This window comes from Streptomyces sp. NPDC058371 (genome assembly GCF_042723265.1).
Classification (GTDB): domain Bacteria; phylum Actinomycetota; class Actinomycetes; order Streptomycetales; family Streptomycetaceae; genus Streptomyces.
This window is the reverse complement of record NZ_JBHXJC010000001.1, coordinates 1,471,022-1,492,608: the sequence shown is the minus strand read 5'-3', so window position 1 is coordinate 1,492,608 and position 21,587 is coordinate 1,471,022. Positions and strand designations below refer to the sequence as shown.

Genomic DNA, 21,587 nt, shown 5'->3' with positions numbered 1-21,587 from the left:
ACGCCAACCCGGACCCACAAAGCCACCAACCGGTCGCCATCAGCCCCCAAGCCCCACACCGCCCCGCTCTGCCGCCTCCCCCTCCTCCCCCACTACGGCCTCTGGGAGGACGACAGCGGCAGCGATCGTGCCGGCGCACGCCAGCAGCACGCTCCGGCCGTCCCACGAGTGGGCGACAAGGGCGGTGATGAGGTAGCCGAAGGGGATGGCGAGACGCTCCCCGGCGCCATTGAACGCGCTCATACGGCCCTGCTCGGCTTGAGGCACGTGCTGTTGAAAGGCGGTGGTCCAGGCGACGATCGCCCTCAGATCGGCCAGAATGCCGCTCGTGACGAGCGGGGCGTCAAGTCGCAGGCCGAGAAGCAGGAAGGCCGCGGCGGCGAACGTAAACGCGTCCCAGGCCAGAGCCCGTGCCGGGCCACTGGCAGCAACGATGAACCCGCCGACCACTGGGCCCAACACCCTGACCGCGTTGCTCGGTATCCGGAGCAAGGCGTTGGCCTGCTGCAGGTACTCCACAGGAACGATCTGAGCGACGACGCTCTGCGTGGCAGGCACCGTGAACGACGCTGCGGTCCCTGAAACGAACGCGCACACGGCGATCGACGACGTCGTCGCGTGACCATTGGCCACGGTAACCGCCACCGCACCCTGTGCGCCCGCCGCCAACAGATTGCCGAGGAACAGGATGAGGCTCCGGGACAGGCGGTCAGCGAGGAGACCGCCCGCCAGGAGGAACACGATCGTCGGAACAGTGTTCATGGCAAGCACCAGACCGAGAGATCCCGCTCCCCCGCCCTCCTCGATCACCGAGTAGGCCAGGGCCAATGGGGCCATGGCAGACCCGGTGGTGGAGATGAGATTGGCCGACACGAACCGTCGGAAGGCGGCGACTCTCAACGGCGCGCTGATGATCTTGGGTGAGTCAGCAGCGGTTTTCATGATCTCCCTTGTGCTCGACGCGGCGCAGCACCCTAGTCCAGGGAGCAGACCGTCCCGAGCGCCGGCGAACGATGTCGGCCGACAGCCATCCTCGGCTCCGGCAACGCGCCGCACGCGTACGCCCATGGTGACCTCGGGACCAGCGGCCTGAAGTCCGCGCGCGAACCCGTGCCCCACGACAGCGGAGGTTTCCCGACCCGCGTGCGCTCGGTTCGTTGAGACAGACAGTTCGCTATGCCGTCGAGGGGCGTTTGGGTTTTCGCGCCAGGAACGTGGCGATCGTCCTCTTCGCTCCCTGGTCAGGCACCTGTACCAATCGCGCGGTGATCACGAGTCCGGCTCGTTCCAACAGATCGACGGTCTGCTCCGGCGGCAGCAGGTGGGATTCATAGGACACCGGATGGCCGCCATACGCCTGCGTCGGACGGAGGTGCTCGTGGTCTCCCGCGTGGCCGGCCAGCATCAGAAGGCCGTCAGGCGCGAGTGTGCGGTGGAATTCGGCGAACACGACAGGCAACAGTTCCGGCGGGGTGTGATGGGTGGAGTAGTAGGCCAGGATGCCGCCGAGTTCGTCGTCCCGGAACGGGAGCGCGGTCATCGAGCCTACTTCGAAGTTCAGGCTCGGATAGGCCCGGCGGGCCAGCTCGATCATCTTCGGGGACAGGTCGATACCGAAGGCGGGCAACCCCAGGTGTGCCAGGTGTGCCGTGACTTTGCCGGGGCCGCATCCCACGTCTGCGACCGGTCCGCCATCGGTCACCTGCACGGCTTCGGCGAACGCGGCCAGCATCGCGCGGGACAACGGGTCCAACTCCGCAGGAGATTCGACGAGTTGTGCGTAGTCGACCGCGACAGTGTCGTACGACTTCCGGACCGCGGCAAGGTGGGAGGACTCAGTCACGCGGGCGACTTTAAAGGAGGCCGCTGACAGTCGGGCCGGTTGAGAACGCGACTCGATCCGGTGGGACCGAGCAGGTGAAGGCTCCGTTCGGACACGCTCGCGGGTGAGACCGCGCTTCCCCAGGTCGTCGGCCGCCCGGGCGCGTATGTCGGGCAGCACACGGCGAGTTCGAGGACGTGGCCATGCTTGGCCGCCTCCTTCTTCTCACGGATGGCGGCGTGGTACAGGCATGGGCGCCGGCTCGCGGAGGCGGTGCTCAAGTACGCCGACCGGATACCGGCTCAACCTCGCCGAGGATCAGGTCGGCACCTCCGCCCTGCTGCTGCAGGCCGGACGCATCCGGGTGTGGTTGCCCACCCAGTACGGCGTGCAACTCCTTGCCGAGTGGCCCGAGATGCGCGGGCGCCGCCACCTCACGGGCCGTGCCCGATCCGACCGCCGTACGCCTGCAGACCGCTCACGCGCCGGCCGTGACCGAGACCGCGCTCACCTTGCCAGAAACGCGGCTGCCGTGGCGCCCTTCTCGTCAGCGAGCGGCTCGGTGTAGGCGAGCCGGGAGAAGCCGTGGATGGCGGAGCGGAGGTATACGTAGCCACGCTTCGCGCCCGCTGACTTCGCGCGGCCTGCTGCCTTGGCCTGTTTGGAGTCGCAACCGTGGATACGCCGGCCGCCACCGTGGGGAATCCGTCCGACCTTCTTCACGTCCAGGTGCACCATGTGGCCGGGGGGCGACGGACGGTCGAGCAGACCGAGGTCACCATGACGGCGCCACCGGTTGACCCACTTCGCGGCGCACGCCCGAGAGATGCCCATCTCGGCGGCGACGTGAGCGATCGGGCGGGCGCGGCAGCGTTCGACGAGGCGACGTCGGCCTTCGATGGTCAGTGGTGCGTTGCGGTGCGGTGACGTCATCGGGTGATCGGGGCGGTGCCGGTCGCGGCGATGGACAGGTCCCACAGCCGTGCGGCTGCATCGGGGTCGATGGCGTAGGCGCGGACGCCGCCGTCGTCCATGGACGCCTCGCGGGCGGAGATGCCGGCGATGTCGCAGTCCTCCAGGTAGAGGCCGCCGCAGTCGGCGAGGAGAGGGGAGGTGGCGGCCCACAGGCCGGTGGCGGCGCCCTGGGAGGGGGTCTTGAAGTCGGTGGCGATCACGTTGCCGTGCTCGTCCACCCACCCGCGGTCGATTTGTTCTTGGATTGCCATTTCCCGCTGCAGCCCGGTGATGATCTTGCCTGGATGAAGTGAGAAGGCCCGGACGCCGTCGCCGCGCCCGAGCGTGTCGAGGTGTACGGCGAAGAGGGCGTTGGCGGTCTTGGCCTGGCCGTAGGCCAGCCACTTGTCGTAGTCGGTGCGGAAGTGCGGGTCGTGCCAGCGGATGTCGGTCAGGGTGTGGCCGGCGGAGCTGTTGACCACGACGCGTGCACCGTCGGCGGCGGCCAGGAGCGGGTAGAGCTCGCAGGCGAGGGCGAAGTGCCCGAAGTGGTTGGCGGTGAGCTGGCCCTCCCAGCCGGGTCCCACGCGCCGTTCGGGAGTGGCCATGACTCCGGCGACGGCCATGAGCAGGTCGAGCCTGGCCAGGGAGTCGCGGATGTGTGCGGCGGCGGCCCGCACGCTGGCGAGGTCGGTCAGGTCCATGGGGATGACCTCGCAGCCCTTCACATTCGCGAGTGCGGCCCGCGCGATGTCAGGCCGGCGCGCCGGAACGATGACGCGGGCTCCGGCGGCTGCGAGGGTACGAGTGGTTTCGAGGCCGAGCCCGGAGTAGCCCCCGGTCACCACGGCGTTCGTGCCGGACAGGTCGAGGCCCGCGGTGACGTCCTCGGCAGTGCTGGTGGGGGAGAAGGGCGAGCCGAGCGGCTGCTGATCAATGCTGGTCATGCCGTCGAAGCTACGATCTAGAGCGAGGTCTAGATCAAGTCCTAGACTGCGACGCATGGCTAGCACCGAGACTCCTGCAACACCACTGAGCATCGGCGACGTGGCCGAGCAGACCGGACTCAGCGTCCACGCGCTGCGCTTCTACGAGCGCGAGGGACTGCTCGTCGGACCGGTCCAGCGAACCTCCGGAGGCCGGCGACGGTACAGCGCGCTCGACGTCGACTGGCTGCTGATCTGCGTCAAGCTACGGGAATCCGGGATGCCGCTGGCCGACCTCAAGCAGTTCGCCGAGCTGGTGCGGCACGGTCCGGGAAACGAGGCGGAACGCCTGCAGCTTCTCGAAGCCCACCGGCGGCGCGTCGATGCACAGATCCAGGCACTGGAGGAGTGCCGGTCCGTCATCACCTGGAAGGTCGGCGTCTACGCCGACCACCTCGCCCGCGGCAAGGCCGAAGGACTCTGGGACCCCACGACCTGAAACCTCACGGCAGCGTCAGCAACCTTCTGCCACGCAACAACTGGAGATCACCACCAACACCACAGCTCAGGCCACCCACACCACACCAACTACGAACCTCGGAGGCACACTTGAGTCGTTGATCTTGCAGATCGGTAGACGATAGATCCGACAGGACGCCGGAGGACGACGATCAGTTCGCAGAGTTTCGCAGGTTGATCCGCGCAGCGTCCGCGTTCTCGGTGTGCCATTCGTCCATGCCCTGGCAGGTTCTGGTGCCGCAGACGACTGCGCCGGCCTCGTCGACCAGGCCGTAAGGAGGCTCCGGTGGCGTTGAGGACAATGTCGCCGTTCTCGTCGGTGGCGGCCCAGCGATCGGTAGACCGGTAGCGAGCACGACCGGGGTGCCGGGCTTGACCGTCTGCGCGTCGATCATTGTGGCGATATCCGTGCGGCGTCGGTCGGCCGTCGGCCTGCACCGCACCGCGGCCAAACGCTTCTGGGCGGCGGTCGACTCTTGGATAGGGTTGCGGGCCGCTCAGAGACCGCGCGGGAGTGGGCGGGTGGGACGAACAATCCGACCGGGCCCGGGAGGCACGTAGGGAGCGCCACGAGACACTTGGATCTCGTGGATCTCTTGGCGGCCACGACGTAACCCGAAGACGGAGGACCCGCATGAGTGACGGAATCGCCTGGATCGGTGCGCACAGCACGACAGGCAGTTCAGCCGCCCTTCCCGGCATGCTCGGACGGATATCCCTTACCTGCGCACGCGGCGTCGACGCGGACGAGTTCCTCATCGCACTGGGTGCCGATCTCGACGAGCTCGCCGACCGTACGCTGTGCAGGGATCTCGTCGTGCCTGCGAGGCGACGAGGCGACCAGTCACCGCACGTCAATCGCGCGATGTACGGGACGTATGGCGAGTGGGTGTACGTACTGGAGGATTGGGGCACGGCGACATGGGCCACCGGCTACCGGAAGGTGGAGTCCATGCGGCCCGCCCCGGACGAGGAGATCGTCTGCGTGACCTTGAACGCCTGGAGTCCGCCGCAAAGGATCATCCATGCGCCGGGTGACGGAAGTGCCCGTCAGGCCGAGTTCGGGCAGGACACCGGGGAGGACTCGGCCCTGGATGCGGCCCTGCACGCTGCCGGCGCGGTGTTCCCCTCCATTGGGGAAGTGGGTGAGGCCGCTGCCGTGGCGCACTTCGAGGAGCACGGGCCCCAGCTTCCCGAGGCGGTGTTCACGGCCGTGGGCGACTACTGCGGCCTGTCCATCGATCGAACAGTCGTGGAGGCCGGGGATCTTCCCGCGGTCCTGATTCCCATGGTCTGACCTACGCATATCAGTGTTGGTCCCCACCCCGTTCTCGGCGTGGGGACCAACACTGGTTGAGGGCGCCTGTTACTGGGCGGTCAGCTTGCAGATGACGGGGTCACCGTTGCCGGGTGTTCCGTACGTGCAGGTGCTGCCCGGGCTCATGCGGGTGTCCAGCCAGTACGCATCCTTGTCCATGATCCGCATGTCACGCATGAACGTCGCGAAGTGGTTGCCCATGGACTCCTGGTTGTGCATGCCGGAGATCGCGGAGCGGCCGCACACTTCCTTGAATGTCGGGTCGGTGCCGTTCAGGCTGAACAGGTGCACCGCGGAGCCCAGCTTCTTGGCGTAGGTGCCGATGCACGCCGCGCCGGTGGGAGTGGTGCTGCCGGTCTTCAGGGCGGGGTTCAGGCCGCCTTCCGCCGACGACATGCCGCCGCTGTTGTACGACGACGCGAACGCGAACTCATCGCAGTTCAGCGTGTCGGAGGCGTCCACCAGGGCGCTGGCGTCCCCGTTCTCGGCAGCCCATCCGGTGGGGCAGATCCGGCCCCGGCTGCGGGTGTTCTGCGCGCTGTCACCCATGTAGTACAGGGGCTTTTGTGCAGACTCGGAGCCGGGGTGGTTGGGGGTGGACTGCTGAATCAGCCAGCCGTGCGCGGCTGCTTGCGGGAATGCCTTGGCATTGAAGACATACGTCGGTGCGGAGTTGACGAACACGCAGCCCGTTCCCGGGCCGGCTGTGGTCGTGTCACACCGGATCTGGTCCAGGTCCTGGGTGCCTCCGCTGTAGCCCTTGGACCACTGGTAGCCGGTCAGGAAGGGGCGGATGTTCCCGTCGGACGGCAGAATGTCCGCGTCGATCTTCACGTCCGGCTTGAAGATGTACTTCTGGCCTGCGTTTGAGGCGTCCCAGGTGTAGGGCGTCGTCAGCGAGGTGGAGTGCATGTCGCCGGGCGTCCACCACGTCTTCTCGGTCCACGCGTCAGGACCCGGTTCGCTGGGCTTGCACGACCCCTGGCACAGGTGCTCGGCGAGCTTCATGTTGATCTCCGCGAAGTCCAGCGGGATCTGCTGCGCGGGCTCGATGACGAGGTGCTCGGTGAAGCTGTTCTGCCCATCGAGTTCGATCATGCGCAGGAACGTGAAGTAGGCGATCGCGTCCGGGACGCCGTCGGTGCGGATGATGACGGGCACGGCCCGTACGTCACACTCGGTGAATCGTGTCGCCAGAATGCTCGCGAACTCGGTGTTGCACCACGGGACTCCGGCGGTTGCCGCCGTAGCCCTCGCCGCCTGGGCCACCTTCCTGGGAGCCTTGTCCTTGGGGATCGGCTTGCCGAAGCAGACCTGCCGCCCGTCCTTGTTGACCGGGCTGCACTGCTCCACCGCCGGGCCGGACTTCGCGGCCGGCGCGGCCGAAGTGCCGAGTGGCTTCGTCTGGTACGGACTCGGAGGAACGTCGAACGAACTCGGGTCGGGCGCGCTGTAGTTCGGCGTGGGAAGGGTGAGGTCGACCGGCAGCTCCACACGGAATCGCGCCCACGGCGACCAGGTCGTCTCGTACAGCGAGCCGTCGTAGGCCGAGGTGTGGAACACGTAGTTCGTGTTCATGGCCAGCTTGCCCGCGGGGACGTCCACTGTCACGGTCGATCCCGATGCCACGAAGGGGGAGACGATGACGCCGTACTCGTTGTCGTCGATCTTGACCTTCGTCTTCGGGTTGCCGGCCGCATCGGCCGTCCACACCTCGAACGTCAGGTTCGCCTTGTCGCCGTCGGCGTCGGTCACCGTGTTCTTCAGCTGGATCTTCTGGGAGATGACCCGCTGGAACCCCGCGGCGTCCTTCTTCTTCGACGGAGCAGCGGTGGGGCTCTTGCCCGACACCGGGCGGGATCCAGCAGCCACGGCCGACTTCACTTCAGGTCCTGCGGCGGGACGGCTGGAGGGTGCGGCGTTCGGGTCGGGCTGGGCGGTGCGCCCCGAGTCGGCCGCGCTCGCCGGGCCGGTACCTATGAGCAGCAGTACGGCGACGCCGGCCACGATCCGGCCGCGCAGACCCGCTCTTGATGGCTTGTATAAATGCACGAGGCGATGAGTCCTTACCTTGTAGAAAATGCGACACGTGTGCGAACTGCACACAGTCGCAGGACGCTAGACACAACTGCGCCTCCGGTAAAGCGGATTACGGCGCGGGGTGGCTACCGGGTGGCAGACCGCGCGGAGTTGCTGGGGGGTGCACGTCACAAACGCGAGATAGGCCACACACACGACCGCGGCTCGATAGGCGCCCGCGGAGCGGGAAGAGGCAGTAGACGGCCAGTTCGGCGGCGGTCATGGTCGACCGCTGCCGGGCCGTCCCCATGGGCCTACAGACCGCCTCCGGCTTCTCACGGATGGCGGCGTGGTACAGGTATGGGCGCCGGCTCGCGGGGTCGGGGCCCATGGCCCGGAGTTGGCCCTTGGGGTCAGGGACAGCTCCACACGTCCTCACACGCGGGTGGGGCGACGAGCGCGGCCAGGGCCGGAGCCGTCCGTGCGGTGGGATGTCAGCCCACGGCGGGAGTTCAGCCGCACGGCGCCTTGGCTAATCTGCACGAATGACCATCGACCTGACCCTGCTGCCGCGTGTCGCCTATCGCGGGCAGGAGGTCACCGCGCCCCGGCTGCGCGGTCTTCTCGCGCTCCTCGCGGGCGACTTGCGCACGGGCTGCAGCGTCGAGCGGCTGGTGGCGGGGCTGTGGCCCGGCGAGTTGCCGGAGCGGCCGGGAAAGGCAGTGCAGGTCCTGGTGTCCCGGGCGCGGGCGCAGCTGGGCGCCGACGTCCTCGCAAGTACGCCGACCGGATACCGGCTCGACCTCACCGAGGATCAGGTCGACACCTCCGCCCTGCTGCTGCACGCCACCGCGACCGCGGACCGGGCCAGGGCCGGGGACCACGCGGGGTCGCTCGCCGCCGCCGAGGCCGGGCTCGCGCTGTGGGAGGGCACGTCTGACGAGTCCTGCGACACCGACGACCCCGTAGTGGCGTTGGCAATTGAGCGTGCCCCCGTCCGCGACACGCTCGTCCGCGCGCAGGCGCTCGCGCTCGCCCGGCTGGGGCGGCACGCGGAGGCGGCCGGGCCGCTGGCCGTGGCTGCCTCGGAGCATCCGCGCGACGAGGAGGTGCTCGCCGAGTTGCTGCGCGGCGAGGCGGCTACGGCGGGTCCGTCCGCGGCGCTGATGCGGTACGAGGCGTACCGCCGTGAGTTGCGCGAGACGCTCGGCACGGATCCCGGCGCCGGGCTCAAGGCCGTACAGCAGGAGTTGCTGCGCGGTGAGGCGCCTGTGGTCAGGCACGGTGTGCCGCACGAGCCGAATCCACTGCTCGGTCGGGACGAGGACATCGCCGAGGCGGAGCGGCTGCTGCGTCTGTCCCGCGCCGTCACCGTCGTCGGCCCCGGTGGCCTCGGCAAGACCCGGCTCGCGCACGCCGTCAGCCGCCGGGCCGAGCAGCGCGTCGTGTATTTCGTGCCGCTCGCCGGCGTCACCGCGGACGAGGACGTCGCCGCGGAAGTGGCCTCCGGGCTCGGGGCGGGCGAGGGGCGACACGGCGCTGTGAGCGGCCACGGTTCGGCCGACCCGGTGTCCGGCATCCTCGGCGTGCTCGGGTCCGGGCCCGCCCTGTTGGTGCTGGACAACTGCGAGCAGGTCATCCGGGGGGCCGCCGGACTCGTACAGGCCCTGGTCTCGTCCTCGAAGGATCTGCGGGTGCTCGCCACCAGCCGGGCCCCGCTGGGCCTCACGTCGGAGGCGGTGTACGCGCTGCCGGAGCTCGGTCTCGACACCTCCGTCGAGCTGTTCACGCAGCGGGCCCGGGCCGCACGGCCCGGCGTCGAGCTGCCGTCCGGCGCGGTGGCCGAGCTGTGCCGCCACCTCGACGGGCTGCCGCTCGCCGTGGAGTTGGCCGCGGCGCGGGTGCGAGTCCTTTCGGTGCCGGAGATCGCCCGCCGCCTCGGCGACCGGTTCGCGCTGCTGCGCGGCGGGGCGCGGGACGCGCCGGAGCGCCACCGTACGTTGCACGCGGTCGTGGAGTGGAGCTGGAATCTGCTCGCGGAGGACGCCAGGGCTGCGCTGCGCACGCTGTCCGTCTTCCCTGGCGGCTTCTCCGGCGAGGCGGCGGAGCAGGTGCTCGGCGAGGATGCGCTGCTTCTGCTGGAGCAGCTGGCCGATCAGTCGCTGATCACCGTCGCCGACACCCCGGCCGACGTACGGTTCCGGATGCTGGAGACCGTACGGGAGTTCAGTGCGGCCCGGCGCACGGAGGCGGGTGAGGAGGACGCGGCCGTCGGCCAGTTCCTCACCTGGGCGCGGGACTTCGGGGTCGCGTACCACGACTGGTTCTTCGGCTCGGAACCGCTGGTCGCCTGGGAGCGGATCAGGGCGGAGCAGGACAACCTCGTACTGGCCCTGCGGCACGCCCTGGCGCGGGCGGACGGCCCCACCACCGCCGCCCTCACCGCCGTTCTCGCCGCCCTGTGGTCCACCGGCTCCAGCTACCCCCGCCTCACCGCCCTCGCCGCGGACACCGGCCCGCCGCTGTCGCACTACTACCCCGAGCCCGAATACGTCGAAGTCGCCCGCGCCGCCGCGGTGTTGTGCACGGCGAGCCTGTTCATGGGCTACGGCCCGTACGTCGTACGCCAGCTCGTCACCCTCCGGCGGCTGCCCCCGGCCCCGCCGGACACACTGGTGCGCGCCATCGCGGTAGTGCTGAGCGCGGTCCCTGAGATGGTGCCTCCCGACTACGACGTGCTGCGGAAACTCTGCGACAGCGAGCAGCCACTGCTCGCCGGCATCGCCGAGTGCATCGCCACCTACGTCTGGGGGTACGAGCACGACATCGACCGCGCGCTCGCCTCGGCTCGGCGGAGCATCGCCGCCCTGGCGCCGGTCGACAACCCGTTCCTCCAGGTCATGGGCCACGCCCGGCTGAGCGAGATGTGCTTGCAGGTGGAGCAGGGCGAGGCCGCTTACGAGCACCTCAGGATGGCGCTCGAGGCGCTGCCGCGGCTCGGCGACGAGCACGACTCGATCGGCGTCCGCTGGGGCCTCACCCTCGCCTGCCTGCAGCGCGGCGACCCCGACGAGGCCGAGTACTGGATGCGGCAGGCGGAGGGTGGCAACGCCCCGCAGAAGGACGACGTCTACAGCCCGGACTTCGGGGGCCGCGCCGAGATCGCGCTCGCCCGCGGGTTGACGGAGGTCGGGCTCGGCCTGTGGCGCCGCAATGTGGAAGGGATGCTCGAGGCCGGTTCGATGCACAGCGACGACCCCTTCTTCGACCGGTGGGTACTGCAGATCGAGTCGGCCGCGGTAACGGCGCACGCGCACGCCGGCCGGCTCGGACTCGTCGCGGAGGTGGTCACTCGGCTGCGGCAGCGGTTGTGGTCCCTGCTCTCCGGCCCGGCCCGCACGCCCATGGAGCTCCCTGTGTTCGGGACGGTGCTGCACGCCCTTGGTATGGCGGGGCTCGCGTCCGGCGATGGTGGGGCGGCACGGATGATCGCGCTGGCCGAACGGCTGCGGGTGCTGCGCGATTTCCAGCCGACGATGTCGGCGGAGCGCGCCCGGAAGGCGGTCGGGGCCGCCGGGAACGCTGCCGGCGCGGCGTACGCCGACGCGGTGTCGGAGTACGCCGCTCTCGAGCGGGACGAGCTGCGGGAGGCAGCCCGCACGCTCATCGCGGGTCGCGGTTGAACAACGACGTCGACCAGCGGTAGCCGAGCGCGGCCAGGCCGACGCACCAGGCGATCGCGATCCACCCGTTGTTGCCGATCTCGGTGCCGAGCAGCAGGCCGCGCAGGGTCTCGATGGCCGGGGTGAAGGGCTGGTACTCGGCGATCGGCTGGAACCAGCCCGGCATCGTGTCGGCCGGAGTGAAGGCGCTGGAGATGAGCGGGAGGAGGATCAGCGGCGTTGCCATGTTGCTGGCGGCCTCTGGGTTCGGGCTGGCCATGCCCATCCCGACCGCGATCCAGGTGAGCGCCAGGGCGAACAGCGCAAGGAGTCCGAACGCCGCCAGCCACTCCAGGGCGGTCGCGTCAGTGGACCGGAAGCCGATGGCCACGGCGACGGCACCGACGAGGACCAGGCTGGCGAGTACCTGCAGCACACTGCCGACGACGTGTCCGATGAGCACGGAGCCGCGGTAGACGGCCATCGTGCGGAAGCGGGCGATGAGGCCCTCGGTCATGTCCATGGAGACGGATACCGCGGCCCCGATCACGGTGCTGCCGATGGTCATCACCAGGAGGCCCGGGACGATATAGGCGATGTAGTCGGCGCGGTCGGCGCCGCCGCCACCGATGCCCGCGCTCATCACGTCTCCGAAGATGTAGACGAAGAGCAGCAGCAGCATGATCGGCGTGAGCAGCAGGTTCAGGGTCATGGACGGGTAGCGCCGTACGTGCAGCAGGTTGCGGCGCAGCATCGTGGACGAGTCGCGTACGGCGAGGGAGAGGGCACTCATCGGACAGCCTCCTTCGGCTGGTCGGGCTGGGCGGTGACGACGGTTGTGCCGGTGAGGGCGAAGAACACGTCGTCGAGGTCGGGGGTGTGCACGGTCAGCTCGTCCGCCTCGATGCCGGCCGAGTCCAGCCAGTCGAGAATGGCGCGCAGTTCACGCTGGCTGCCGTCGCTGGGGATGCTCAGCGACAGCGCCTCGTCGTCCCGGGTGACCTCGCGCAGGGTGACGGCGGCGGACTGGTACGCGCCCGGGTCGGAGAACCGAAGCCGGATGTGGCCGCCCGGGATGAGCCGCTTCAGCTCGCCCGCGCTCCCCTCGGCGGCGATCTTGCCGTCGTTGAGCACGGCGATGCGGTCGGCGAGTTCGTCGGCCTCCTCGAGGTACTGGGTGGTGAGGAAGACGGTGACGCCGCCGGAGACCAGCTCGCGGATGATCCCCCACGTGTTGTGGCGGCTGCGCGGGTCGAGGCCCGTGGTCGGCTCGTCGAGGAAGATGATCCGCGGGTCGCCGACCAGCGTCATGGCGAGGTCGAGGCGGCGCTTCATGCCGCCGGAGTAGGTGGAGACGGGCTTCTTCGCGGCCTCCACCAGGTCGAAGCGCTCGAGCAGTTCGGCGGCGGTACGGCGGCCCTCGCTGCGGGAGAGGTGGTGCAGGTCCGCCATCAGGAGCATGTTCTCCTCGCCGGTGATCAGGCCGTCGACGGCGGAGAACTGCCCGGTGACGCCGATCGCGGCGCGCACGGCCTGCGGGTCGACGGCCAGGTCGTGGCCGCCGACGTGCAGGTCGCCGGCGTCGGCGGTGATGAGCGTGGAGAGGATCTTGACGGCGGTGGTCTTGCCGGCGCCGTTCGGGCCGAGCAGGGAGAAGACGGTGCCTGCCGGCACCGCCAAGTCGATGCCATCGAGGACCGTCTTGTCCCCGTAGGCCTTGCGCAGCCCCTTGGCCGCGATGGCGAGTGAGTGCGGTGTCGTGGTCGTCATGCCGCGAAGACTGCGGGAGGGCGCATTCAGCGCGGTTTCAACGTGGTTTCAGCGCTCTGGAACCAGGCCGGTCCAACCCTGCAGGAGCCAGCGCCGCGCACCCCATTTCGGGCCGTCACTACCGGCAAATGAGACCGGTCACGCCGTCGCGATCCGTTCGGCCCCACATCGGTCGCAGGCCGGGGGTCTCCGGGGTTTTTCGCGTCAGCCCCTCCCCCGCCCGATCACACGAAGCGCGGGCGGCGAGGCGCGCGACCCTCCCGATTCCTCCTAACGAGGTACCACCGCCCCGCGAAACACACATCCGTCACGAGGGGCCGCTTCGCCGTCGCAGCAGCCGGAGACGACGTCGGCCTGCGTTCCTTCCGGCGTCGGTGGGCAGCCGCGGGCCCTCATCCCGCGCCCGCCCTCGATGGCCGCCGACGGCACCGGCAGGTGCCCGGTGGCGCGTCGGCCCGTCGCGCGGTGGGATCAAAGATGTGCGAGACGCGCCCCCGGGGGCAGAGGAACCTGGGAGTCAGACAAGTCTGCAGCCGGTGAAGGGATGGACATCGTGGCACGACCGAGGATCTTGGTGGTGGGAGCGGGCTTCGCGGGAGTGGAGTGCGTACGGCGGCTGGAACGCAAACTCGGACCCGACGAGGCCGATCTTGCGCTGGTGACACCCTTCTCCTACCAGCTCTACCTGCCGCTGCTGCCACAGGTCGCCTCCGGCGTCCTGACCCCGCAGTCGGTCGCGGTGTCGTTGCGCCGCAGCCGCAAGTACCGCACCCGCATCATCCCGGGTGGCGCCATCGGAGTGGACCTTAAGGCCAAGGTCTGCGTCGTCCGCAAGATCTCCGGCGAGATCGTCAACGAACGCTACGACTCCATCGTGCTGGCACCGGGCAGCATCACCCGCACCTTCGACATCCCGGGCCTGGCCGAGCACGCCCGGGGAATGAAGACGCTCGCCGAGGCCGCGTACATCCGTGACCACGTCATCTCGCAGCTCGACATCGCCGATGCCAGTGAAGACGAGGCGGAGCGGGCGGCACGGCTTCAGTTCGTGGTGGTCGGCGGCGGTTACGCCGGTACCGAGACCGCCGCCTGCCTGCAGCGCCTGACCCACAACGCCGTGAAGCGCTACCCCAGGCTCGACCCGAAGCTGATCAAGTGGCATCTGATCGACATCGCGCCGAAGCTGATGCCCGAACTGGGCGACAAGCTCGGACGCAGCGCTCTGGAGGTCATGCGCAAGCGGGGCATCGACGTATCGCTGGGTGTGTCCATCGCGAAGGCCGGCGCCGAGGAGGTCACGTTCACCGACGGCCGGGTGATCCCGACCCACACGCTGATCTGGACAGCGGGCGTCGCGGCGAGCCCGCTCATCGCCACCCTGGGCGCCGAGACGGTCAAGGGGCGGCTGGCCGTCTCCTCGGAGATGTGCCTGCCCGGCCACGACGGCGTCTTCGCCCTCGGTGACGCCGCCGCCGTACCCGACGAGGCCAAGGACACGGAAGGCGCCGTCTGCCCGCCCACCGCCCAGCACGCGATGCGTCAGGGCAAGCACGTCGCCGACAACGTCATCGCCGTACTGCGCGGGAAGCAGATGACTCCCTACGTCCACAAGGACCTCGGGCTCGTCGTCGACCTCGGTGGCCTGGACGCCGTATCCAAACCGCTCGGTATTGAACTGCGCGGTCTGCCCGCCCTGATCGCCGCCCGCGGCTACCACTGGTCGGCACTGCGCACGAACGTCGCCAAGGTCCGCGTCGCCACGAACTGGGCACTCAACGCGGTGGCCGGCGACGACTTCGTCCGCACCGGCTTCCTCACCCGCACGCCCGCCACCCTCCGCGACTTCGAGTACACCAACGCCTACCTGACTCCCGAGCAGATCCGGGAGCACGTCGAAGGCTCGTGACGCCAGACCGGCCCCCGTCCGCTGCCTCCCCGGGGCGACTCCGACAGGAAGCGAGACGTATCCGTCAGGACGACACCTCAGCCGGGAGACCGGCTTCCGGAGCCGGGACGACCGGCTGGGAAGAATCGCTCGCCGGCCGTGGGACACCGCGCCGGCCGGCCAGTCGGCACCCGAAGCAGCCGGCGTGCCCCGCACGCGCCGAACGGTCGCGAACCCGAAGACTCCACTGATCGACGGGTCGGGGTCCGGACGGTTTCCCCCAGCCGGCGAGGTGCAGGACCCACGTGACAAGCACCGCCGAGGCCATGACGCCGAGCCCCAGCGCGATCCCCGGCCGCCAGCCGCACATGCCCACGCCGGTGACCGCGGTGCCGGCCGCCGCCACCGCGGTACCGACCCATCCGGCGACCGTGTGCCCTTCGTCGTACTGGTGTCCACTCATGTGCCGACCTCCTCGGGCCCGGCCGGTCGCGCCCGGGCATGCCGCTGTCACGCCACGACGCCGTATGATGCCTTAGCAAGTAAGGAATTTATCTTATGTACTAAGGGAACTTCAATGGAGGGCAAGCCCCGCCTCGCCGCCCAGGACGCGATCCGCGCCATGGACGACCTCATCGCGACAAGCGTCATCGGCCAACAGGAGTTCGCCCGCAAGCTCGGTGTGAGCGTCACGGATCTCATCTGCTTCGCGTACGTCCTGGAGGCGCGGGACGCCCCGCCGACGGCCGGTCAGCTGGCCGAACGCGCCCATGTCACGACGGGAGCCGTGACCGGCATCCTCAACCGTCTGGAGCGCGCCGGATTCGTCACCCGCTGCCCGGACCCGGCCGACCGCCGCAGAGTGCGCGTCACCGCCGTCCCGGACGCGGCGGCCCGCGTGGAGGCGCTGTATGTGCCGTACTACGTCCGCCTCACCGAACTCTTCACGCGCTACGCCCCCGACGAAACGGCCGTAATCGCCGACTGGTTCCAGCGCGCCGCAGCACTCGCACGCGACTACCTCGAAGAATCCTGCGCGGACCCAGCCACCGAGCCTCCCGAGTGAGCGCGGCCGAACCCCGGACGGCTCCCTGACCAGCGAGACTTCGCCACCACGGTGCACGCGCCTCGGTCTGCGGCCGGCGCCCGCATCAACCCCCCGGCGGCGGTGCGCGTCCGGGCACAGGTCACCGCACGGCCGGAGCAATACCCTGGACCAGGAAGTCCATTTTCAGAAGGGGTGCGGAATGCGCGGCGAGCTGACGGCGAAGGGGAAGGCGACGCGGAGCCGGATCGTCGAGGGGGCCGCGGCGGTGCTGCGGGAGAAGAACGTCGCGTCGGCGACGCTGGACGACATCATGGCGCGGACCAGCACCAGCAAGAGCCAGCTGTTCCACTACTTCCCGACCGGCAAGGACGAACTCCTGGTCGCAGTGGCCCAGTTCGAGGCGGACCAGGTCCTGGAGGACCAGCAGCCCTATCTGGGCCGCCTCGACTCGTGGGAAGCCTGGGGGCAGTGGCGGGACGTGGTGATCAAGCGCTACGAAATCCAGGGGGACGAGTGTCCGCTCGGGTCGCTGTTCCTGCAGATCGGGCGCTCGACTCCCGGCACGCGGGCGATCGTCATCGAGCTGATGCGCCACTGGCAGGAGAGCCTGGCGGCGGGCATCAGGTCAATGCAGGCGGCCGGCAGGCTTCCCGCCGAACTCGATGTCGACATGCGGGCCGCGGCGTTGCTGGCCGCGCTCCAAGGGGGCGTGTCGATCCTGCTGTCGACGGGTCAGTCCACTCACTTGCGCGCCGCCCTCGATCAGGGGATCGCGGATCTGCGGCGCGCGGGCGGCGCGGTGGCGTGAACGGGCGTGGCGCGGCCCGGGCCCGATCCCGCGCGTCAGCCGGCGATGACCGCGACGGCGGTACGGCCGCCGTCGACGTCGAGCACGATGCCGTGCACGAATGACGACTCGTCACCGGCCAGGTACACGGCGGCGTTCGCGACGGCGTCAGGGGTGCCCAGCCGCCCAGCGGGGGTGCCCTTCATCATGATCTCGCCGGGGTGGACTTCTCCCGGTGCGGGCGTCAGCACCACCCCCGGGGAAATCGCGTTCACCCGTACCCCGTGGGGCCCGAACTCCGCCGCCCACGCCCGGGTCAGTGTCTCCACGGCTCCCTTGGTGGAGCTGTAGAGGGCGCCGATCGGAACTCCGAGGCGCGCGACCCAGGAACCCAGGTTGATGATCGCCCCGCTGCCGGCCTCCACCATGGCGGGGGCGACGGCCGCGGTCAGGAAGAACGGGGCCTTCACGTTCACTGCGTAGACCTGGTCGAAGGTCTTCTCGTCGGTGGCCGCGGTGGCGTCACCGGGGTAGATGCCGGCGTTGTTGACCAGGACGTCGATACGGCCGCCGAGGATCGCCGTCGCCTCCTGGGCGAGTGCCTGCGAGGCGGCGGCGCTGCCGTCCAGGTCGGCCTGCACGAAGTCGGCACGGCCGCCACGTACGAGGATCCCGTCGACGACCTCCTTGCCCCGCTCGGCGTTACGGCCGGAGACGGCGACGTGCGCCCCCTCGGCGGCGAAGGCTTCCGCGACCGCCCGCCCGATGTTGCTGGTCGCTCCGGTCACCAGCGCGGTCCTGCCCGCGAGCCGCATCGACATGATCCACTCCGTTGTTCGATTCTCCACCGTGAACCCGTACGGCCGAGTCGCACACCGCCTTCGACCGGCCGGGGCCCTGGGCAACCAGGGCGCAGGTGCCACTGTGCGACGCAAAAAATGGACTGGCAAGTCCACAATTGGAGGCGGAGATCATACGGAGCCGATCGGCCCGGAGGGTCCCTTCGGGGCCGACGGCAGATCATCGAACTCCGGCACGCCGTGACGGGACATCAGCCGCAGCCGGTCGACACGCCGGCTCGCACCAGGGCTCTTGCCAGGTCAGTGCTTTCCGAAAGGGTGTCGAGCGGAAGCGGCTGCGTGGCGAGAGCACCCTCGTGCAGCACGAGGAGCTGTGCGGCGAGGGTGGCGGGGCCCGAGCAGTCCGCCGCGGTGGCGAGTTCCTTGAACAGGTTCAGCAGCCAGAGCTTCTGGTTCGCGGCGATGCGGTGCGCCGGATGCGAGGGGTCCGGGAGTTCGGCCAGTGCGTTGATGAACGCGCATCCGCGGGTGTTGGTACGGCTCCAGGTCCGCAGCGCGTCGAAGGGTGCGGTGACGGCCTGGACGGGGCCGTCGCAGGCGTCGACGGTTGCGCGGACGAGTGACCGCCAGCGCTGGTCTCGTTCCGCGAGACAGGCGGCTACGAGATGGTCCTTCGAACCGAACTGGTTGTACAGGGTCCGCTTGGTTACGCCCGAGTGCTCGGCGATCAGATCCACGCCGACCGCCGTGATCCCGCGGTTGTAGAACAACTCCTCGGCGGCCGCCACGATGCGGCGACCGGCCGGCGTCATGGGCCGTACTCCCTGCACCAGCACCCCTTCACTGATCGGTGTACCGTGGGTCGAAGTTCACAGATCAGTATACCTGCGAGGAGGATTGAGCGATGGGTGCGTCCGAGACCATGCGCGCGGTGCGGATCACGGCGCACGGAGGGCCGGAGGTTCTTGAGCTGACGGAGGTGGCCGTTCCTGCCCCGCAGGCAGGAGAGGTACTGGTCCAGGTCAGCGCGGTAGCCCTGAACAACACCGACCTGTGGACCCGGGAGGGTGCCTACGGCCGCCCGGGAGACCCGAAGGCGCTGTCGGGCTGGCGAGGCCCGGTCGACTTCCCGCGCGTCCAGGGCGCCGACGTGGCCGGCCGGGTCGTGGCGGTCGGCGCCGACGTGGGCGAGAGCCTCGTCGGTCGCCGAGTGGTCGTCGACCCGGCGATCTACGACCGCGAAGGGCCGGATGCGAACCCGGTGGGTCTGATGGGGAGCGAACGCGACGGCGGTTACGCCGAGTACGTGACCGCGCCGGCGGAGCGCGTACATGACGTGACGGAATCCCCGCTCACGGACGATCAGCTCGCGACCTTGCCGACGGCCTACGGCACGGCGCTGGGCATGATCGAGCGAGGTCGGTTGCGGCCGGGAGAGACCGTCCTGGTCTCGGGGGCGTCCGGCGGTGTCGGCGTCGCGCTGATGCAGCTCGCCCGTGCGCGCGGTGCGAGGGTGCTCGCCATCAGCAGCGGATCAAAGATCGATTCGGTGCGTGAGGCGGGCGCACACGAAGTCGTCGACCGCGCACGAGACGTGCGCGATCAGCTCCGCGCCGCCGCCCCGGAGGGCATCGACGTCGCACTCGACGTCGTCGCCGGCGACCTGGTGAGTGCGGGACTGCCGCTGCTGCGCGAGGGCGGCCGATGGGTTGTCGCGGGCGCACTGGGCGGGTACGAAGTGACTTTTGATGTGCGCCGTCTCTACCTGCACAACGCGCAGGTGATCGGCTCTTCGATGCACACGCCCACGCACTTCGGGCTCCTCATGGACCTGGCTCGTCAGGGCGAGATCCAGCCCGTCATCGCCGCGACGTTCCCACTGGACCAGGCCGCCCAGGCGCAGGAACAACTCGCCAACAGGGGTCACGTGGGAAAGATCGTCATGCACCCCTTCTAGGCGACGATCGCTATCGTTGCTTCGCATGCCCGACACCGAGATCGAGATCACCGCCGAGTTGATCCGGGATCTGCTGCGCGACCAGCACCCCGACCTGGCCGACCGCCCTGTACGGCTCGGGGCGCGTGGCTGGGACAACCAGCTGTGGCGGCTGGGCGACGACCTCGCCGTCCGGTTGCCCTGGGCGACGCAGTCCGCGGACGCGCTGCTGCGCAAGGAGCACGCCTGGCTGCCCGCCCTCGCTCCGGGCCTTCCCCTTCAAGTCCCCGTTCCACAGCGCCTCGGTGAGCCCTCCGAGAGGTTTCCGCGGCCCTGGCTCGTCACCACCTGGGTACCCGGCGAGCCCGCCGACCGCGCCCCCGCTACGCGCGCCGCGGAAGCGGCCGTCACCTTGGCCGGCTTCCTGACCGCCCTTCACCGCCCCGCCCCCGACGGGGCGCCCGCAGGGCGAGACCGCGGTGGTCCGCTGGCCGACACCGCCGAAAGCTTCACCCACGGACTCGCCTCGGCCACCGAACTGGGGCTGATTCCCGACCCGGACGCCGTCCGCGCGGTCTGGGAGGACGCCGCCGCCGCACCCGACTGGGCGGGCCCAGGACTCTGGCTCCATGGCGACCTGCACCCGGCCAACATCCTGACCGCGAACGGCACCTTCTGCGGCGTGATCGACTTCGGCGACCTCTTCGCCGGTGACCCGGCCTGCGACCTCGCCGCCGCCTGGATCCTGCTGCCGGACGGCGCCGCCGACCTCTTCCACGAGACCTACCGGCCGAGCCCGGACGCCGCGACCCTGCGCCGCGCCCGCGGCTGGGCAGCGCTGCGCGCCCTCGGCGGCATCCACATCGGAGACGCCGGCGTCCACGGCCGCCCCGGCGGCAAGCCCACGTGGGGTCCACCCGCCCAGGCCGCACTGCGACGCCTCGTCGCGACGGCCCACTGAACGAGCGGGGACGTACAGGCCAAGCGGGTCCGCCCGGCACGCTCTGGAGAGGGCGCACCGTGGCGGATCGAAGCCGTGGAGTACGACAGCGTCCACGAAGAGGCGGCATCCCGTGCGGAGGTGCCGCCTCTTGTTGAGTACGTCAGCTACCGCCCCCGTACGGCGGCCGCTGTCGTCGTCAGAGGGTGACGGCGTTGGCGCTGAACGTCGTGTCAGGCGTCTGGGGGCTGGTGAAGCGGGCGTTGACGAGATAGAGGCGGTCGCCGAAGACAGCGCCGGTGGTGGGGACGTCGAAGCGCGGGTCGGTGATCGTGCGGCTCAGGGTGGCCGTGGTCACCTCGGAGTCGAGCGTGAACACGCTGACGGTGTTCAGCCGGTTCTGTACGACGTACAGCGTGCGGCCGATGCGGACGAGACCGTCGCCGGTGGAGACGTCGGCCGCGCCATTCAGCACGATCTCGGTGGCCGCACCGGACGTCAGGGCCACCCGGTAGAGCTTGCCGGAGCTGACGACGATCAGGTTCCGCCCGTCGGGAGTGCCGACGAGTCCGTTGGCGTTCAGCGTATTCGGCGTCTGCACCCAGTCGCCGCTGAGCGGCAGGGCGCGCACCTCACCCGTACCGCCGCGCGGTACGCCGTAGAGCACCGCAGCCCGGGAGTCGGTGAACCAGGCCCGGTCGCCGAGCAGCACGACGTCGTTGATGAACTGATCCGGGGCGGTCAACTGGTACGTGGTGACGAGCCTGCCCGTCCGGGAGTCGACGACTCTCGCGGTCCCTCCCGCGGCTCCGGCCAGGTAGAGCAGGCCGTCGTGGTCCAGCTTCAGCCCGTTGGTGACGGTGCCGGTCTCGCCCGCGTAGATCACCGAGCCGGTGCCCGTACGCAGGTCGGCGCGGTAGACGGCGCCGTTGGCGCGGGAACCCATGAACGCGTACGGCTCTCTGCCGATGGTGATCCCCTCGCAGAGGAAGCCGTTCGGGAGCGGGATTTCGGTCGGCCATGCGGAAGTCGCCTTGGAGGACGCGGCGTTCGCCGAACCGGCGCCGGCGGCCACGGTGAGCGTGGCGAGGGCGGCACCGCCGAGGAAGGCGCGTCGGGACGGCGTGGAGTGGTTCCGGACCATGGGTCGGGCCTCCGAGAAGGGTGGGGGGTGGGACATGGTGAGCACAGCGAATCAGCG

Annotated in this window: 19 protein-coding genes and 1 pseudogene; 8 read left to right on the top strand and 12 right to left on the bottom strand. The window is 69.7% G+C overall.

The window, feature by feature from the left end:
• Nucleotides 1-39: 39 nt before the first annotated feature.
• From ACFWM2_RS06570 to ACFWM2_RS06555, 4 genes and pseudogenes are all read right to left on the bottom strand, one after another.
• Nucleotides 40-942, bottom strand: a complete 903-nt coding sequence (locus ACFWM2_RS06570) for an MFS transporter (RefSeq protein ID WP_383273646.1) — start codon at nt 940-942, stop codon at nt 40-42.
• 232 nt (nt 943-1,174) lie between these two features.
• Nucleotides 1,175-1,843 (bottom strand): class I SAM-dependent methyltransferase, encoded by a 669-nt coding sequence (locus ACFWM2_RS06565; RefSeq protein ID WP_383273644.1) that lies wholly within the window; start codon nt 1,841-1,843, stop codon nt 1,175-1,177.
• Nucleotides 1,844-2,332: 489 nt separating this feature from the next.
• Nucleotides 2,333-2,755 (bottom strand): annotated as a pseudogene (locus ACFWM2_RS06560) (helix-turn-helix domain-containing protein); the annotation flags it as partial.
• Nucleotides 2,752-3,723, bottom strand: coding sequence for an SDR family NAD(P)-dependent oxidoreductase (locus tag ACFWM2_RS06555; protein ID WP_383273642.1), 972 nt, complete (start codon nt 3,721-3,723; stop codon nt 2,752-2,754). The pseudogene ACFWM2_RS06560 and the gene ACFWM2_RS06555, both read right to left, overlap by 4 nt.
• A gap of 55 nt (nt 3,724-3,778) precedes the next feature.
• On the opposite strand from ACFWM2_RS06555, the gene ACFWM2_RS06550 reads away from it, so the two are divergent.
• Nucleotides 3,779-4,201 (top strand): MerR family transcriptional regulator, encoded by a 423-nt coding sequence (locus ACFWM2_RS06550; RefSeq protein WP_383273640.1) that lies wholly within the window; start codon nt 3,779-3,781, stop codon nt 4,199-4,201.
• 172 nt (nt 4,202-4,373) lie between these two features.
• Here ACFWM2_RS06550 and ACFWM2_RS06545 read toward each other — a convergent pair whose 3' ends face one another.
• Complete coding sequence (locus ACFWM2_RS06545; RefSeq protein WP_383273638.1) at nt 4,374-4,616, bottom strand: hypothetical protein; 243 nt, start codon at nt 4,614-4,616, stop codon at nt 4,374-4,376.
• A 239-nt stretch (nt 4,617-4,855) separates the two neighbouring features.
• Between ACFWM2_RS06545 and ACFWM2_RS06540 the strand changes: the two genes are divergently transcribed.
• Nucleotides 4,856-5,518 carry a hypothetical protein gene (locus tag ACFWM2_RS06540; protein WP_383273636.1) on the top strand — a complete coding sequence of 221 codons (663 nt, stop codon included), beginning with the start codon at nt 4,856-4,858 and terminating at the stop codon, nt 5,516-5,518.
• 69 nt (nt 5,519-5,587) lie between these two features.
• On the opposite strand, the gene ACFWM2_RS06535 is transcribed toward ACFWM2_RS06540, so the two are convergent.
• Nucleotides 5,588-7,591, bottom strand: coding sequence for a hypothetical protein (locus ACFWM2_RS06535; protein ID WP_383273634.1), 2,004 nt, complete (start codon nt 7,589-7,591; stop codon nt 5,588-5,590).
• Nucleotides 7,592-8,103: 512 nt separating this feature from the next.
• Here ACFWM2_RS06535 and ACFWM2_RS06530 point away from each other — a divergent pair.
• Nucleotides 8,104-11,241 carry an ATP-binding protein gene (locus ACFWM2_RS06530; protein ID WP_383273632.1) on the top strand — a complete coding sequence of 1,046 codons (3,138 nt, stop codon included), beginning with the start codon at nt 8,104-8,106 and terminating at the stop codon, nt 11,239-11,241.
• On the opposite strand, the gene ACFWM2_RS06525 is transcribed toward ACFWM2_RS06530, so the two are convergent.
• On the bottom strand, nt 11,222-12,013 hold the full coding sequence (locus ACFWM2_RS06525) for an ABC transporter permease (RefSeq protein WP_383273630.1): 792 nt from the start codon (nt 12,011-12,013) through the stop codon (nt 11,222-11,224). The two genes, ACFWM2_RS06530 and ACFWM2_RS06525, sit on opposite strands and share 20 nt — an antisense overlap.
• A complete protein-coding gene (locus ACFWM2_RS06520) occupies nt 12,010-12,990 on the bottom strand; it encodes an ATP-binding cassette domain-containing protein (RefSeq protein ID WP_383273628.1) in 981 nt (326 codons plus the stop codon). The genes ACFWM2_RS06525 and ACFWM2_RS06520 overlap by 4 nt, the downstream gene beginning before the upstream one ends.
• 544 nt (nt 12,991-13,534) lie before the next feature.
• On the opposite strand from ACFWM2_RS06520, the gene ACFWM2_RS06515 reads away from it, so the two are divergent.
• Nucleotides 13,535-14,896: an NAD(P)/FAD-dependent oxidoreductase gene (locus tag ACFWM2_RS06515; protein ID WP_383273625.1), complete on the top strand. Its 1,362-nt coding sequence runs from the start codon at nt 13,535-13,537 to the stop codon at nt 14,894-14,896.
• A gap of 64 nt (nt 14,897-14,960) precedes the next feature.
• Here the strand turns inward: ACFWM2_RS06515 and ACFWM2_RS06510 are convergent, their stop codons facing one another.
• Complete coding sequence (locus tag ACFWM2_RS06510) at nt 14,961-15,338, bottom strand: HGxxPAAW family protein (protein WP_383273623.1); 378 nt, start codon at nt 15,336-15,338, stop codon at nt 14,961-14,963.
• A gap of 114 nt (nt 15,339-15,452) precedes the next feature.
• Here ACFWM2_RS06510 and ACFWM2_RS06505 point away from each other — a divergent pair, with 114 nt between their 5' ends.
• Both ACFWM2_RS06505 and ACFWM2_RS06500 read left to right on the top strand, forming a co-directional pair.
• Nucleotides 15,453-15,941, top strand: coding sequence for a MarR family winged helix-turn-helix transcriptional regulator (locus ACFWM2_RS06505; RefSeq protein ID WP_383273621.1), 489 nt, complete (start codon nt 15,453-15,455; stop codon nt 15,939-15,941).
• Nucleotides 15,942-16,122: 181 nt separating this feature from the next.
• The gene (locus ACFWM2_RS06500; protein WP_383273619.1) at nt 16,123-16,731 is read left to right on the top strand and encodes a TetR/AcrR family transcriptional regulator; all 609 of its coding nucleotides are present in this window, start codon (nt 16,123-16,125) and stop codon (nt 16,729-16,731) included.
• A gap of 35 nt (nt 16,732-16,766) precedes the next feature.
• Here the strand turns inward: ACFWM2_RS06500 and ACFWM2_RS06495 are convergent, their stop codons facing one another.
• Both ACFWM2_RS06495 and ACFWM2_RS06490 read right to left on the bottom strand, forming a co-directional pair.
• A complete protein-coding gene (locus tag ACFWM2_RS06495; protein ID WP_383274222.1) occupies nt 16,767-17,531 on the bottom strand; it encodes an SDR family NAD(P)-dependent oxidoreductase in 765 nt (254 codons plus the stop codon).
• Between the two features lie 230 nt (nt 17,532-17,761).
• The gene (locus tag ACFWM2_RS06490) at nt 17,762-18,322 is read right to left on the bottom strand and encodes a TetR/AcrR family transcriptional regulator (protein WP_383273617.1); all 561 of its coding nucleotides are present in this window, start codon (nt 18,320-18,322) and stop codon (nt 17,762-17,764) included.
• A 92-nt stretch (nt 18,323-18,414) separates the two neighbouring features.
• On the opposite strand from ACFWM2_RS06490, the gene ACFWM2_RS06485 reads away from it, so the two are divergent.
• Entirely contained in the window at nt 18,415-19,467 is a 1,053-nt protein-coding gene (locus ACFWM2_RS06485) for a zinc-binding dehydrogenase (protein WP_383273615.1), read from the top strand.
• A 25-nt stretch (nt 19,468-19,492) separates the two neighbouring features.
• Complete coding sequence (locus ACFWM2_RS06480) at nt 19,493-20,407, top strand: aminoglycoside phosphotransferase family protein (protein WP_383273613.1); 915 nt, start codon at nt 19,493-19,495, stop codon at nt 20,405-20,407.
• Between the two features lie 178 nt (nt 20,408-20,585).
• On the opposite strand, the gene ACFWM2_RS06475 is transcribed toward ACFWM2_RS06480, so the two are convergent.
• On the bottom strand, nt 20,586-21,530 hold the full coding sequence (locus ACFWM2_RS06475; RefSeq protein WP_383273611.1) for an SMP-30/gluconolactonase/LRE family protein: 945 nt from the start codon (nt 21,528-21,530) through the stop codon (nt 20,586-20,588).
• Nucleotides 21,531-21,587: the final 57 nt, after the last annotated feature.

What these genes read in the sequence shown, in the direction of transcription:
- ACFWM2_RS06530 (WP_383273632.1), top strand. Translation starts at nt 8,104, where the DNA reads ATGACCATCGACCTGACCCTGCTGCCGCGTGTCGCCTATCGCGGGCAG.
- ACFWM2_RS06540 (WP_383273636.1), top strand. Translation starts at nt 4,856, where the DNA reads ATGAGTGACGGAATCGCCTGGATCGGTGCGCACAGCACGACAGGCAGT.
- ACFWM2_RS06500 (WP_383273619.1), top strand. Translation starts at nt 16,123, where the DNA reads ATGCGCGGCGAGCTGACGGCGAAGGGGAAGGCGACGCGGAGCCGGATC.
- ACFWM2_RS06480 (WP_383273613.1), top strand. Translation starts at nt 19,493, where the DNA reads ATGCCCGACACCGAGATCGAGATCACCGCCGAGTTGATCCGGGATCTG.
- ACFWM2_RS06520 (WP_383273628.1), bottom strand. Translation starts at nt 12,990, where the DNA reads ATGACGACCACGACACCGCACTCACTCGCCATCGCGGCCAAGGGGCTG.
- ACFWM2_RS06550 (WP_383273640.1), top strand. Translation starts at nt 3,779, where the DNA reads ATGGCTAGCACCGAGACTCCTGCAACACCACTGAGCATCGGCGACGTG.
- ACFWM2_RS06525 (WP_383273630.1), bottom strand. Translation starts at nt 12,013, where the DNA reads ATGAGTGCCCTCTCCCTCGCCGTACGCGACTCGTCCACGATGCTGCGC.
- ACFWM2_RS06495 (WP_383274222.1), bottom strand. Translation starts at nt 17,531, where the DNA reads ATGTCGATGCGGCTCGCGGGCAGGACCGCGCTGGTGACCGGAGCGACC.
- ACFWM2_RS06475 (WP_383273611.1), bottom strand. Translation starts at nt 21,530, where the DNA reads ATGGTCCGGAACCACTCCACGCCGTCCCGACGCGCCTTCCTCGGCGGT.
- ACFWM2_RS06545 (WP_383273638.1), bottom strand. Translation starts at nt 4,616, where the DNA reads ATGATCGACGCGCAGACGGTCAAGCCCGGCACCCCGGTCGTGCTCGCT.
- ACFWM2_RS06490 (WP_383273617.1), bottom strand. Translation starts at nt 18,322, where the DNA reads ATGACGCCGGCCGGTCGCCGCATCGTGGCGGCCGCCGAGGAGTTGTTC.
- ACFWM2_RS06510 (WP_383273623.1), bottom strand. Translation starts at nt 15,338, where the DNA reads ATGAGTGGACACCAGTACGACGAAGGGCACACGGTCGCCGGATGGGTC.
- ACFWM2_RS06505 (WP_383273621.1), top strand. Translation starts at nt 15,453, where the DNA reads ATGGAGGGCAAGCCCCGCCTCGCCGCCCAGGACGCGATCCGCGCCATG.
- ACFWM2_RS06555 (WP_383273642.1), bottom strand. Translation starts at nt 3,723, where the DNA reads ATGACCAGCATTGATCAGCAGCCGCTCGGCTCGCCCTTCTCCCCCACC.
- ACFWM2_RS06515 (WP_383273625.1), top strand. Translation starts at nt 13,535, where the DNA reads ATGGACATCGTGGCACGACCGAGGATCTTGGTGGTGGGAGCGGGCTTC.
- ACFWM2_RS06485 (WP_383273615.1), top strand. Translation starts at nt 18,415, where the DNA reads ATGGGTGCGTCCGAGACCATGCGCGCGGTGCGGATCACGGCGCACGGA.
- ACFWM2_RS06570 (WP_383273646.1), bottom strand. Translation starts at nt 942, where the DNA reads ATGAAAACCGCTGCTGACTCACCCAAGATCATCAGCGCGCCGTTGAGA.